Source organism: Paenibacillus sp. FSL R10-2748 (assembly GCF_038005565.1).
GTDB lineage: Bacteria > Bacillota > Bacilli > Paenibacillales > Paenibacillaceae > Paenibacillus > Paenibacillus polymyxa_B.
The window spans coordinates 416,562-429,890 of sequence record NZ_JBBOTK010000002.1; the positions used below are offsets into that span (position 1 = coordinate 416,562).

The 13,329-nt window shown below is 48.2% G+C and carries 13 protein-coding genes; all 13 read right to left on the bottom strand.

Features of this window, described 5'->3' with window-relative positions; genetic code table 11:
* Positions 1-436: 436 nt before the first annotated feature.
* Positions 437-1,525 carry a prephenate dehydrogenase gene (locus tag NSS66_RS08440; RefSeq protein ID WP_068941606.1) on the bottom strand — a complete coding sequence of 363 codons (1,089 nt, stop codon included), beginning with the start codon at positions 1,523-1,525 and terminating at the stop codon, positions 437-439.
* 26 nt (positions 1,526-1,551) lie between these two features.
* Positions 1,552-2,655: a histidinol-phosphate transaminase gene (hisC, locus tag NSS66_RS08445; RefSeq protein ID WP_068941604.1), complete on the bottom strand. Its 1,104-nt coding sequence runs from the start codon at positions 2,653-2,655 to the stop codon at positions 1,552-1,554.
* Positions 2,656-2,712: 57 nt separating this feature from the next.
* Positions 2,713-3,519: a tryptophan synthase subunit alpha gene (gene trpA / locus NSS66_RS08450; RefSeq protein WP_023989161.1), complete on the bottom strand. Its 807-nt coding sequence runs from the start codon at positions 3,517-3,519 to the stop codon at positions 2,713-2,715.
* Complete coding sequence (gene trpB / locus NSS66_RS08455) at positions 3,516-4,712, bottom strand: tryptophan synthase subunit beta (RefSeq protein WP_340958762.1); 1,197 nt, start codon at positions 4,710-4,712, stop codon at positions 3,516-3,518. The genes trpA and trpB overlap by 4 nt, the downstream gene beginning before the upstream one ends.
* Positions 4,709-5,380 (bottom strand): phosphoribosylanthranilate isomerase, encoded by a 672-nt coding sequence (locus tag NSS66_RS08460; RefSeq protein WP_340958763.1) that lies wholly within the window; start codon positions 5,378-5,380, stop codon positions 4,709-4,711. Before NSS66_RS08460 ends, trpB begins: the two co-directional genes overlap by 4 nt.
* Positions 5,377-6,171, bottom strand: a complete 795-nt coding sequence (gene trpC, locus NSS66_RS08465; protein WP_340958764.1) for an indole-3-glycerol phosphate synthase TrpC — start codon at positions 6,169-6,171, stop codon at positions 5,377-5,379. Before trpC ends, NSS66_RS08460 begins: the two co-directional genes overlap by 4 nt.
* Complete coding sequence (gene trpD, locus NSS66_RS08470) at positions 6,161-7,207, bottom strand: anthranilate phosphoribosyltransferase (protein ID WP_028540640.1); 1,047 nt, start codon at positions 7,205-7,207, stop codon at positions 6,161-6,163. The genes trpC and trpD overlap by 11 nt, the downstream gene beginning before the upstream one ends.
* A gap of 34 nt (positions 7,208-7,241) precedes the next feature.
* The gene (gene trpE / locus NSS66_RS08475) at positions 7,242-8,792 is read right to left on the bottom strand and encodes an anthranilate synthase component I (RefSeq protein ID WP_028540639.1); all 1,551 of its coding nucleotides are present in this window, start codon (positions 8,790-8,792) and stop codon (positions 7,242-7,244) included.
* A 386-nt stretch (positions 8,793-9,178) separates the two neighbouring features.
* A complete protein-coding gene (gene aroH / locus NSS66_RS08480; protein WP_013310718.1) occupies positions 9,179-9,553 on the bottom strand; it encodes a chorismate mutase in 375 nt (124 codons plus the stop codon).
* Positions 9,554-9,555: 2 nt separating this feature from the next.
* Positions 9,556-10,650: a 3-dehydroquinate synthase gene (gene aroB, locus NSS66_RS08485; protein ID WP_023989167.1), complete on the bottom strand. Its 1,095-nt coding sequence runs from the start codon at positions 10,648-10,650 to the stop codon at positions 9,556-9,558.
* Between the two features lies 1 nt (position 10,651).
* A complete protein-coding gene (gene aroC, locus NSS66_RS08490) occupies positions 10,652-11,821 on the bottom strand; it encodes a chorismate synthase (protein ID WP_028540638.1) in 1,170 nt (389 codons plus the stop codon).
* Between the two features lie 228 nt (positions 11,822-12,049).
* On the bottom strand, positions 12,050-12,850 hold the full coding sequence (locus tag NSS66_RS08495) for a CheR family methyltransferase (protein ID WP_023989169.1): 801 nt from the start codon (positions 12,848-12,850) through the stop codon (positions 12,050-12,052).
* A gap of 30 nt (positions 12,851-12,880) precedes the next feature.
* Entirely contained in the window at positions 12,881-13,324 is a 444-nt protein-coding gene (gene ndk / locus NSS66_RS08500) for a nucleoside-diphosphate kinase (protein ID WP_028540637.1), read from the bottom strand.
* Positions 13,325-13,329: the final 5 nt, after the last annotated feature.

Below are 13,329 nucleotides of genomic sequence, written 5' to 3' on the forward strand. Positions count from 1 at the left end.
AATAAGGATAAATACACAAAAAGAAAACGCTTTAAAAAAATATTGACAAAATGAAAACGTATACATATAATAAAAGTACAGTATGGTTTCTCTCCACTCCTATCCTACTCAGCTACTTCACTAAAAGTAGCTACCACCCGGGGCTTTACCCGGGTGGTCTTTTTTTATTCAAAAAAAGGAGCTTTAAAAAAAGCGGACGAAGAAACCTTCGTCCGCTCTAAATCTTTTCTACTACTTCACTCCCAGAAAGTGCGTGTTGCTTTTAAGGCGGTCAGTAGCGCAGAGGTTCATTTGAATCTGGAGAAGCGGAGCGTTCGCCTTTGCCACCGGATTTTCCCATTAAAGAATCTGATCGAAAAAAATCCGGCGGCAACAGCGATCGTAAGATTAAATGAATCGCGAAGCGGCCTCCTTAACGAACATCTCACTTTCCTTCCTATACCACCACTTTATAGCCCATCGAATCCAGCAGAGTCTTAGCACGCTCCCAATCCTGCTCTTGACGGAAGGAAAGCCGCATGATGCCTGGGACATCCTCCCGGCTTTCAATGATTTGCATATTGCTCAGATTAATGCTGTGATTACCGAGTTCCATAGCAATTCGCCCGATAATCCCTGGGGTATCCGGTACATCAATATACAGATCAAACGTGGAGACGATGACTCCTTTGCGACGCTCTGGCAGTTCACTGCGGAAGTGCCCAGCTGTCAAAAACTCGTCAGCTATTCCCTCACCGTCTTGTATTCTCAGTAAATGGGTAAAACGCTCAATCTGTCCGTTCCATTCTTCCAACAGACCTAGTAAAACTTCACGATTGCTCAGTAAGATGTCCCGCCACACAACCGGATCACTAGAGGCTATCCGTGTAATATCACGGAACCCACCGGCAGCCAATGTACGGTACAACGGATTTTCATCATTGTGCTTTCGCACCTGATTCACCAGCGCCGCTGCAATAATGTGCGGAAGATGGCTAATCGCGCCGACAATGTCATCGTGCATATCAGGTTGGACACGCACAACATGAGCACTAGTATATTTTAACAAACGTTCCAGTGAACTGTATGCTTCCTCTGGCACACCCTCTGCCGGGGAAAGCACATAATATGCGTTTTCAAACAGCAACGCGGAAGCAGCCTTTACACCGGAACGCTCTGAACCGGCCATCGGATGACCACCGATAAAGTAAGCGTTGCGCAAAGAAATTTCTGATGCTTTCTTGGCAATTGCCGATTTCGTGCTGCCTACATCAGTGATAATACAACCCGCTTTAAGCGGTAGCTTGCTTAACAGTTCGAGATAATGCTCCAGTAAGCCCACAGGTACGCATAAAAAAATAAAATCGGCATCCGCTGCCGCTTCTTCAACCGAGAGAGTCGCGGTGTCCACGACACCACGGCTTAACATCGGTTCCATCAGTTCAGGGAGATGAGCATGGCCGACAACAGTAATATTCGGCTTCCCTTTAAAACAAAGTGCGAGGGACCCACCAATCAGTCCCACGCCGAAAATGGCAATCTTCATCAATTATCAAATCCCATCTGCGGAAATTATAGGCGTACTTTCGCCGCTTCCGCCCCCAGGACCTGTTCCAGCGCACGAATAAACAACTCATTTTGCGGCTGTGATCCAACCGACACCCTAATATATGTCGGATATTTGTGATGACCTGCGCGAATAATCACACCTTTACGAAGCAACTCCTGGAATATTTCACCGGATGGACGACGTACATCCAGCATAATAAAATTACCATGTGCCGGGAAAGACTCCAGTCCCAGACGCTTCAGCTCATTTTGCAAATAAGCTCTGCCCTCTGCATTACGATCCCGGCATTCTTGAACAAATTCCTGATCTTCCAAGGCAGCAATGGCCGCAGCCTGTGCTACCCGTGATGTATTAAACGGTTCACGAACCTGATTTATCAAGCGAATGATTGACTCAGCTCCCATACCATAACCAATGCGCAACGAAGCAAGCCCATAGATTTTGGAGAAGGTGCGTAGTACAACCAGGTTTTCATACGCTGGCAACAAACGAATGCCGTCGGGATACGAGCGATCCGTCACAAACTCGGCGTAGGCTTCATCCAGTACAACCATGATATGCTTTGGAACTTGGTCCAAAAACGCAATCAGCTCTGCTTCGGGTACAATCGTGCCCGTCGGGTTATTTGGATTACAGATCCAAATAATTTTCGTACGGTCATTGATGTGGGACAGCATAGCATCCAGATCATGTACACCGTCACGCAAAGGCACCTCAACTGCAACCGCTCCCTCAATTTCTACGTTACTTTTGTATACGGAAAATGTCTGATCGGCCATAATGCTTTCTTCCCCGGGAAGGAGAAAAGCACGCGTAATCAACGCAATTATTTCGTCAGATCCGCAGCCATAGATAAACTGTTCCTCTTTTAAACCCGTCCGTTTAGCTAGTGCCTGTGTCAAAGCTACGGCACTTCCGTCAGGATATACACTAATGTTAGCAAACTCCTGCTGAATGGCCTGCAACACTTTGGGAGAGCTACCATACGGATTCTCGTTCGAGGCGAGCTTGATGACTTCATCGAGTCCCAGCTCACGTTTTACGTCTTCAATCGGTTTACCGGGCTGATATACTGGCAAATGTACAATATGCGGTTTAGGTTGCATGCCCCTACCTCCTCTATCCAATCAGAACATATTTATTACTTTCTATTTTGACAGCCATTACTGCTTTAATTGTGCCACAAAATTATGAATTTGCAAAAGACCTTCTTGCCTGCGCGCAGAATCATTCAGCAATGGAATGGCTTCTTCCACCTGACGTACAATAGCACTGCCGACCACAACTCCATCGCAAATGTTTGAAAACCGGGCTACCTGCTCTTGAGTAGAGATCCCAAAGCCGACCGCTACCGGAATATCCGTATGCCGTTTGACCTGCGCGATAAAGCCCTCTATACCTTCAAAAAAGGAAGCTCTTTCCCCGGTTACACCCAGCGAGGATACACAGTATACAAATCCTCGGGCCTGACGGACAATTCGCTCGATCCGCTGTTCAGAAGTTGGAGCCACCAGAGGAATCAGATGCACACCCACCTCTGCTGCCCGTCCTCCCAGCTCCTCCGCTTCCTCAAGCGGAAGGTCCGGAATAATCAGACCGCTGATACCGTGCTCCTGCAAGCCTGCGAAGAAAGCATCCATACCCATCTGTAATACAGGGTTATAATACGTGAACAGAATAAAAGGCAGGCTTGAACCTGCCGCCCTAGCCAGAGAAGCTGTCTCCATGCACGTGCGGATGGAAATTTGCCGTTTCAGTGCACGCTCAGACGCGCGCTGAATTACAGGACCGTCAGCCAGCGGGTCGGAATAGGGTACACCCAGTTCCAATATGTCAGCTCCGGCCGACTCTAACTGCCGAATGATCTCTATTGTAGTATCCACATCCGGGTCACCTACCGTCAGAAAAGGAATTAATGCCGTTTTGCCTTCATTTTTAAGGCGACCAAACGCCTGATCAATTAAATTCATGACGGATTTCCTCCCAAATACTTGATAATGGAGTCCACATCTTTATCCCCGCGTCCAGACAAACAAATGACGATAATATCATCTGCCGTCAACGTAGGTGCCAGCTTGACGACCTGTGCAACTGCATGTGCCGACTCTAATGCAGGAAGTATTCCTTCGGTACGGCAGAGAAGCTGAAGCGCATCCAGCGCTTCCTGATCGGTAATCGGAACATACTTGGCCCGCTCAATATCTTTCAGGTATGAATGCTCCGGTCCAACACCTGGATAATCCAGTCCAGCCGAGATGGAATGCGCAGGCTGCACTTGTCCGTACTCATCCTGAAGCAGATAACTCATAGATCCTTGGAAGACCCCTTGTGTTCCCTTGGTCATTGTAGCTGCATGGAATTCCGTTTCGACACCTTTTCCAGCGGCCTCCACGCCAATCAAAGCGACGCCCTGATCCTCAATAAAAGGATAAAACATGCCGATGGCATTGCTTCCGCCACCGATCGCTGCCACGATGACATCCGGAAGTCTGCCTTCCTTCTCTAGGATCTGGCGACGTGTTTCATCACCAATCACACGTTGGAAGTCCCGCACCATCATCGGATACGGATGCGGGCCGACAGCTGAACCCAAAATATAGAACGTATCATGGACATGGCTGACCCAGTAACGCAAAGCTTCATTCCCGGCATCCTTAAGTGTACGTGTACCCGATGTCACCGGAATGACCTCTGCACCCAAAAGCTGCATCCGAAAGACGTTCAGCTGCTGGCGCACAGTATCCTCTTCGCCCATAAACACCTTGCATTCCAATCCGAGCAACGCAGCCACAGTCGCTGTCGCGACACCATGCTGTCCTGCGCCTGTCTCAGCAATGACCTTCTGTTTACCCATACGCTTCGCCAACAAACCCTGAGCTAATGCATTATTGATTTTGTGGGCACCGGTATGATTTAAATCTTCGCGCTTCAAGTAAATTTTAGCCCCGCCCAAATGCTGACTCAGACGCTCCGCATGATAAAGCGGCGTTTCCCGACCAGAATAGTCCTTTAGGAGCCCGTTCAACTCTGCTTTAAACTCGGGATCAACCGCGTACTTACGGTAGGATTCCTCCAATTCAATCAGTGCGTTCATCAACGTTTCCGGTACAAAACGTCCTCCAAATGTTCCAAAACGTCCGTTGTTATCAGGTAATTGTGTCATGCCTGCTTCACCCTTTCTACGAATGCTGTGATTTTTGCAATGTCCTTGACTCCGTTCGTCTCTACACCGCTGGATACATCCAGCCCATCGGGATGATACTCATGAACTAGCTTTTCCGCATTATCGGCAGTCAGCCCGCCGGCTACAAACAAAGGAATTCCATGTTGATGAGTCCAAGCCTGATAGGCAGGAATTCGATCCCACGCAAACGTTTTTCCGGAGCCGCCACCATACAGGGGATCGTATGTATCCAGCAGTAAAGCGTCAATTGCCCCGACATAGGCATCCAATTCGTCCGCCGAGCGTTCTAGCTGTCCTTGACTGTCCACAGACCATGCCTTGAATACCTGTATACCAAAATGCTCCCTGATCTCCCGACAGCGCTGCGGACTTTCCTGCCCATGCAGCTGTATGACATCCAAGGGTGCTTTCTCCATCACATCATTTAACAGTGCATCACCAGGGTTCACAAATACACCCACGCTGCGCGGTCTGCTGCCTGAGGTCCATTCATCCAATACGCAAAGCAGCTCTCCAGCCTGTACGCCGTCAATCCGGCGCTTGCTGTCGGCAAACACAAAACCTATATAATCGACCGGTAAGTTTACCATAGATTTTAGCACTTCAACGCTTTGAAGTCCACAAATTTTTATGCCCGTTTTGTTCATGCTTTAACCCCGTCCATCAATTCGGCTACAGCCTGTCCTACATCTTCCTTGCGCATCAGATGCTCCCCGACCAGGATACCGTGTGCACCTACCGAATGCAGATACTTAACATCTTCCGGTCCCGCAATTCCGCTCTCACTGATGAACGTAATCCCTTTAGGAATTAGTGAGATCAGCTCCTCTGTCGTCTGGAGACGAGTCTCGAATGTCCGCAGATTTCGGTTATTTACACCAATCAAGGTTGCTGTCCCCAGCTCCAGCACCGCTTTAAGCTCCTCGCTGTCATGCACCTCTACCAATGCGTCCAGCCCGAGGTCCTTGGCGATCTGTAAAAAGGACCCTAATACACGCGGTTCCAGGATAGCGGCAATCAACAGCACCGCATCCGCTCCCAGCAGACGAGCTTCATATATTTGCCGTTCATCAATGATAAAATCCTTTCGCAGCAGCGGAATCTTCACCTGATCGCGAATTTGCTGTAAATATTTAGGGCTCCCCTGAAAATACATCACATCTGTCAGTACAGAAATGCAATCCGCTCCTGCTCCCTCATATGCACGTGCAATGTCCACAGGATGGAAATCCGGTCGAATCAACCCTTTGGATGGGGAAGCCTTCTTCACCTCAGCAATCAGTCCGAGCGGACGGTTGCGTCCGCTCGCGATCGCATTTTCGAATCCTCTCGTCGCAGGTAAATCAGCAATTAATCGTTCAGCTTCACTTATTTGAAAATGCTTCTTAAGCTGCTCCACTTCTTGTCGCTTCGTCACCACAATTTTATCAAGATACATATTGATATTCCCCCGTTGCCTGTATTAATTGATCCAGCTTGGAAAGTGCCAGTCCCGAGTCAATGGCTTCTGCCGCTCGTGCTACTCCGTCCGTCAAGGTGTCTGCTGCCCCTGATACATAAATGCACGCTCCTGCATTCGCTAGCACAACATCCCGATAAGCTCCATGCTCTCCGTTCAAAATTCGTCGTATGATATCTGCGTTAACCTGTGCGTCGCCACCCAGCACCTGATCGAGAGAATGCGTCTGCAAGCCCAGATCCGACGGATGAAGCTCGAACGTGTGAACCTTGCCGTCCTTCAGCTCGGATACTCGTGTCGCAGCTGAAATACTAATTTCATCTAGTCCATCCAGACTACTGACAACCATGGCCCGTTTGGAGCCTAGCTGGTTCAATACCTCGGCAATGACTTCCGTTTTATTGGCGTCATAAATGCCCAACAGCTGCCGATCCGCACCAGCCGGATTCGTCAAAGGACCAAGCATATTGAATACCGTCCGCACACCCAGCTCACGGCGCGGCGCAGCGGCATGCTTCATAGACGGATGATACAGCTGTGCGAATAAAAAGCAGATGCCGATTCGGTCCAGACAAGACCTAGCCTGATCACTCGTCAAATGAATGTTGACTCCCAACGCCTCCAGGACATCAGCGCTCCCGGCACGGCCACTTGCAGAACGATTGCCATGCTTTGCTACCCGTACTGACACCGAAGCTGCGATGATCGCGGATATCGTGGAAATATTAAACTTGTGAATACCCGAACCTCCAGTGCCACATGTGTCCAGCAAACGACCACTGCCTTCTTCAGCTTGCACTGGACTAGCGTAGCTACGCATAGCCTCGGCAAAACCAGTGATTTCATCTACCGTTTCCCCTTTGAGGCGAAGAGCCGTCAGCAGCCCGCCAATTTGCGCCTGTGTAGCACTTCCACTCATAATCTGTTCCATTACGCTACGGGCCTCCGTACGCGAAAGATGCTGTCCCTCAATGATCCGGCTTAACCCCACTTGCATCATGTCATGTCGTTCCATTGTCGTCTCCTCCTCAAAATCAGATTTTTGTGTGTTACGGAGTATACAAATAATCCTGGTTGATGACGCTGTTATAGGGCTGTGTCGTTGCCGGGAACATCACTTCTGCCGTGCGGATTGCCTTCAGCAATGCCTTTGCCTTGTTTACCGTCTCCTGATACTCGCTTTCCGGAACCGAGTCCCACACAATTCCAGCGCCTGCCTGGACATAGGCCCGGTTCTTTTTAAACACAATCGTGCGAATCGTAATGCAAGCGTCCATATTGCCCGAGAAGCCCAAATATCCAATCGCCCCTGCATAGGGTCCGCGTGCTTCCCGCTCCAACTCAGCAATAATCTCCATGGCCCGTAGCTTCGGAGCCCCCGATACAGTGCCAGCTGGCAGACAAGATAGGAAGGCATCAAAGAAATCTTTGTCCTCACGTAGCTCACCCGACACATTGGAAACAATGTGCATGACATGGGAATAGCGTTCAATTTCCATAAACGTATCGCATTTGACTGTGCCAAACTGTGATACACGGCCCAAATCATTTCTTCCCAAATCGACCAGCATCAGATGTTCTGCACGCTCTTTTTCATCGTTTAACAGTTCTTCAGCAAGTGCCGCATCTTCTGTCTCCGTTACCCCACGTGGTCTCGTTCCTGCAATAGGACGGGTTTCTACCCGGCCGTTTTCCACCTTGACGAGTGCCTCAGGCGAGGTGCCTACGATGATCTCGTCATCCATTTTCAAATAATACATATATGGCGACGGGTTCATCGTGCGCAGCACGCGGTATACCTGTAAAGGAGAGGCCTCTGTATCAATGTGAAAACGCTGGGATAGTACAACCTGAAAAATATCACCGGAGCGGATATACTCCTTCGCCTGCTCTACGTTTGATATAAATTGTTCCTTCGTCATATTGGATTGGATCTCACCTAGTTCCACATCATCAGGAATGGAAGCCGATCCTAATCGCTCAGGCGGGGTCTGCTTGCGCAGATACTGCGCCGTTTCCTCCAACCTGCGTTCCACATCAGCATAAGCAGCACGAATGTCCTCATCGCGAAACCCTTCGCCTATATGAACATTGCCGACCAGCAAAATTTGCTGTTTCACATGATCAAAGACAATTACTTGATCGCAGAACATAAAACGAATATCATCCATATTCAAATCATCTACCGAATGCTCTGGCAGCTTTTCATAGTATTGAAGCAAGTCATATCCAAAAAATCCGATAGCCCCGCCTGTAAATGGAGGCATTTCTTTCAGTTTCGGACTACGGTATTTACGAAGCAATGCTTTGAGCGCTTCAATCGGCTTGTCGTTTAATATTTGCCGTTTACCGTGTTGCTCCAATATCAAACGTCCTTTTTTACCCGAGACCATTAGAAACGGGTCTGTACCGATGAATGAATGTCGCGCCCACTGTTCGCCTCCCTCAACACTCTCTAGCAGAAAGGCACGGTCCCGCTCGGCATACCGACGGAAAATCCGAATCGGCGTCTCCATATCAGCCAGCACTTTTTTGTACACAGGAATCAGGTTAAATTCACTCGCCATCGTTATCACTTGCTCCACATGCGGCGTTAACATGAGATCACTTCCTTTCCAAATTGGCGCAGAACCAAAGGAGAGAATATAAAAAAGCCTCTACCGGTAAGGTAGAGGCTGTCAGTTATCGAAATTATAAGAATGCTCCATATGTAAAATGACTACAGCAAATAGATAAGTATACACTCATCCCTTTTGTATAACCGCACAGGTTGCCTCAAATAAGCTTCTCTGTAGAAGAATATCTCTTCATAGACAAAAGCTTACCCGCTACCGCCGATCTCTGTAATCTCATATGGAATTGGCTAAGGCTGCACTCTTCTCATCTCAACTCTGTCTCTGGCTAACTCTACTCTACTTAACTCTGCTACACACACTATATCTCATGGGATGTTACTTTGGCAACCATCAACTTTAAAAACGGGCACTTATTTCCCTTGGGAAGCCAGATCCGGTCTTAACGCCTGTGCTCCGTTCAAATATACATGTTTAATTTCCCGCTGGGATTTATCGGTGTTCACCTGTACCATCAAACGGATGCACTTGGGTAAACTGCCTGCCACAGGAATTTCTAATGCACACATGAGCGGAACCATATCCCAGCCATCAAGCTGACGAATGGCCTTGGCTGGAAAGGCAGTATCCAGGTCATGGGTCACCGTAATCCATACGTTACTAATATCCTCCGGCTGAATTTCATTGTAGGATACAATTTCCTCCAGTAGTTGGCATGTTGCTTCCAAAATTTCGTTTTCTTCATTATTCACTACGGTCGTCGCGCCACGAATTCCCCGATTGTACATCGTTACGCCCCCTCTTTTAACTGTTCAATAACTCGTCGGATGTAAGAGACGGAAATATCCTTCACAACCTCCACGTGCCCGATGCTACGTGGGACGACAAAAGTAATGCTGCCTTCTTTGAACTTTTTGTCATGCATCATCGCGTCCAGCAGCCGATCTGTATCGAGATGTGACGGAAGGGAGGTCGGTAGCCGTAGCGAAGACAACATATCCTTCGTTTCATCTACCAAAGAAGGATCTGCCCCCAGCTTCACGCCCAAAAGTGCGGAGCCGACCATACCAATAGAAATGGCTTCCCCGTGTAAAAACTCACCATATCCCGCAATGGCTTCAATCGCATGACCAATCGTATGACCTAGGTTTAGAATAGCGCGTAAATCATTTTCTCGTTCATCGCGCGACACCACTTCGGCTTTTACGGAACATCCCTTTTCCAGACCGTACTCCAGAGCTGTCGCATCCAGCGCAAGTAAATCAGTCGCATGGTCACGGCACCACTGGGCGAAATCAGCATCCCAGATCAAACCATGCTTGATCATTTCAGCAAGCCCCGCAGATACCTCACGAGGAGGCAAGGTAGACAACGTATCTACGTCATATAACACAAGTTCCGGTTGATGGAAGGCTCCTATCATATTCTTCGCCAAAGGATGGTTGATGCCGACCTTACCACCCACGCTACTATCATGGGCAAGGATCGTAGTGGGGATCTGTACAAACTTGACACCTCTCATATAAGAAGCTGCCACAAATCCAGCCAAATCACCCACCACACCACCACCAAGTGCAATAACGGCTGAATTGCGATCCAAACCGCCCTCAATGGCTGCTGTTATGACCTGCTCAAATACAGCAAGCGACTTGGAGGTTTCACCTGGCTTAACGACAAAGGACACTGTCTTGTAGCCAGATGCCTGAAGATTGCTCTCCAATGTTGCCAAGTAGAATCCCGCTACATTTTCGTCAGAAACAATCAACAACGGGCTTTTTTGCGCAATTCCTCGTTCCTTCAACAACTCTCCGGCTCGATGTAACAGCCCTCGTCCGATATGAATAGGATAAGAACGTTCGCCAAGTTGTACCGTCAGCGTACTCATCTTAGTACCGCCCCAGTTGTTCTTCGTAGGATGCAATATTCGCGCGAATCTCTTCAATCGAATCCCCACCGAATTTTTCTAGCAAAGCTTTCGCAATCTCCCAAGCTACGACATGCTCCATGACTACGCTTGCCGCTGGCACTGCACATGCATCCGAACGCTCAACCTGTGCGGTGAACGCTTCCTTTGTATCAATGTCGACGCTTTGCAACGGCTTGTAGAGTGTGGGAATCGGCTTCATTACGCCACGAACCACAACTGGCATTCCATTCGTCATACCACCCTCAAAACCACCCAAACGATTGGTACGACGGTGATATCCACGTTCCTCATCATATAGAATCTCGTCATGCACCTGTGAACCGCGCAATTCCCCTGCTTCAAAGCCGATGCCAATCTCCACGCCTTTAAATGCATTAATCGACATGACGCCTTGTGCGATACGTGCATCCAGTTTCCGATCATACTGTACATGACTGCCCAGACCAATCGGAACACCTTCTACAATACACTCCACTACCCCACCGACTGAATCACCTTCTTGCTTGATCAGATCAATGTATGCTTCCATTTTCTTTTCGGTTTCTGGATCGGTTACTCTCACCGAGGAGGCTTCTGTCACGGCAATCAGCTCATCAATCGGCAAATCACGGTAAGGAGCTTCGATTTCCCCAATACGGATGACCTGACCTGCCACCTTGATTCCGAACTCAGCCAGCAATTGACGGGCCAAACCGCCGCATGCCACACGAATTGCTGTTTCACGTGCACTGGAGCGCTCCAGCACGTTACGAAGGTCCTTCAGGTTGTATTTCATTCCGCCATTCAAATCCGCATGACCCGGACGTGGCCGGTGAACCCGACGCTTGTCTTCATCACTGCCTTCAATAGGCTCAATATTCATAATGTTCTGCCAGTGCTTCCAATCGTTATTTTCCACAACCAGCGCAATCGGTGCACCTGTGGTATAGCCGTGACGTACGCCTCCGGCAATCTTCGCCGTATCTTTTTCAATCTGCATACGCCGACCCCGTCCATACCCTTTCTGACGACGGTGCAGCTGAAAATTCAATTCCTCAAAATCCAATTTTAAATTGCTCGGCATACCCTCTACAATGGCAGTTAGCTGGGGACCATGCGTTTCCCCCGCGGTTAAATAACGTAAACTCATGACGCGTTCCCCCTTTAAACTGTTAAACTGTGCATCGCTAAAATCTTTAACTGTGCTTCATTATAGTATACGCACCTTTCTTTGACAAGAAAAGCCACGTGTATGCAGATAAACAAAAACACGCCTCTTAGCCAAAGGGGCTAAAGGACGTGCTTTGCTGATAAGCCAACCATCAATTACTCAAGGATATAAATAAGTTCCTACAAACTTTGGATGATACATGCAGGCTTATGCTTTTTTGCGATAAAAAAAGGTTTCCGTCGATTCCAGACCATATTGGTTAGGAGAAAAGATTTGCTCTGTACTACCGACAAATAACACACCGCCGGGACGAAGACTGGCTGCAAACTTTTGATACAACGTATGTTTGGCCTCTTCTGTAAAATAAATCATTACATTTCGACAGATAATGAGATCATAACCATCCTCAAACCGATCCAGCAGCAAGTTTTGCTTTTGAAATTTCACGGCTTGTTTCAAACGGTCATCAATTCGATACATCGCACCATCCGGCTTAAAATATTTGCTAGCCACCTGCTCAGGTACATCCTTGAGCGAACGCTCCAAATATTTGCCTTCCTTGGCTTTTGCCAATGCACCGTCATCAATGTCGGAAGCTGTAATGGAACAATTCCCCAAAATCCCTTTACCGTCGAGAACCATAGCCAGGCTATAAGGCTCTTCACCAGTCGAGCAGGCAGCACTCCACAGCTTAAGCTTCTGCTTCCCCACAAGCAGCTGTGGCAAGATTGTATCTCGCAGCACTTCCCACCGATTGGGATTTCGCCAAAATTCCGAAACATTGATCGTCATTCGATCCAAAAATTCATAGAATAGAGGTTTTTCCTTCATCATGGCATCATAAAAAGAAACAAAACTGGGAAACCCGTTTTTGTTGCGAAGCGTAGTTAACCGCCTTTTCATCTGTGCTTCTTTGTATTGTGCAAGATCAATACCTGTGCTGTCCTTGATTTTGCGGATAAACGCTGTGTAATCGGGGTCCGTCTGACCCAGTTCCATATCCGTCATGCTACCATCCTTCTTCATACGTAATTTAACTTACATCCAGGTCGCCACACTTTTTTCATACCGAATGGATTCTTCCGGCATGAAAAAATTTGCAATCTCGCGCTCTGCGCTCTCCGGTGAATCTGAACCATGAATGAGGTTAAACGGTGTATGTGCTGCAAAGTCTCCACGAATTGTGCCCGGAAGAGCTTCAGTTACTTGTGTTTTACCAATCAACAAGCGGGAAAGCGTAACGATGTTATCCCCTTCCCATACCATAGCAAACACAGGGCTTGATGTGATAAAACCTACAAGCTCTTCAAAAAAAGGCTTGCCCACATGCTCCGCATAATGCCGTTCTGCCTGTTCTCTAGATACTTGCACAAGCTTGCCAGCCGTCATTTTGAAGCCTTTGTCTTCCAGTCGACTGATGATACGTCCAATCAATCCACGTTGTACACCATCCGGTTTAACCATCAAAAAAGTACGATCCATCGGCT

Coding starts and splice junctions, on each gene's coding strand:
- NSS66_RS08440 (WP_068941606.1), bottom strand. CDS start 1,525: ATGAAGATTGCCATTTTCGGCGTGGGACTGATTGGTGGGTCCCTCGCA.
- hisC (WP_068941604.1), bottom strand. CDS start 2,655: ATGCAACCTAAACCGCATATTGTACATTTGCCAGTATATCAGCCCGGT.
- trpA (WP_023989161.1), bottom strand. CDS start 3,519: ATGAATTTAATTGATCAGGCGTTTGGTCGCCTTAAAAATGAAGGCAAA.
- trpB (WP_340958762.1), bottom strand. CDS start 4,712: ATGACACAATTACCTGATAACAACGGACGTTTTGGAACATTTGGAGGA.
- NSS66_RS08460 (WP_340958763.1), bottom strand. CDS start 5,380: ATGAACAAAACGGGCATAAAAATTTGTGGACTTCAAAGCGTTGAAGTG.
- trpC (WP_340958764.1), bottom strand. CDS start 6,171: ATGTATCTTGATAAAATTGTGGTGACGAAGCGACAAGAAGTGGAGCAG.
- trpD (WP_028540640.1), bottom strand. CDS start 7,207: ATGGAACGACATGACATGATGCAAGTGGGGTTAAGCCGGATCATTGAG.
- trpE (WP_028540639.1), bottom strand. CDS start 8,792: ATGTTAACGCCGCATGTGGAGCAAGTGATAACGATGGCGAGTGAATTT.
- aroH (WP_013310718.1), bottom strand. CDS start 9,553: ATGTACAATCGGGGAATTCGTGGCGCGACGACCGTAGTGAATAATGAA.
- aroB (WP_023989167.1), bottom strand. CDS start 10,650: ATGAGTACGCTGACGGTACAACTTGGCGAACGTTCTTATCCTATTCAT.
- aroC (WP_028540638.1), bottom strand. CDS start 11,821: ATGAGTTTACGTTATTTAACCGCGGGGGAAACGCATGGTCCCCAGCTA.
- NSS66_RS08495 (WP_023989169.1), bottom strand. CDS start 12,850: ATGACGGATATGGAACTGGGTCAGACGGACCCCGATTACACAGCGTTT.
- ndk (WP_028540637.1), bottom strand. CDS start 13,324: ATGGATCGTACTTTTTTGATGGTTAAACCGGATGGTGTACAACGTGGA.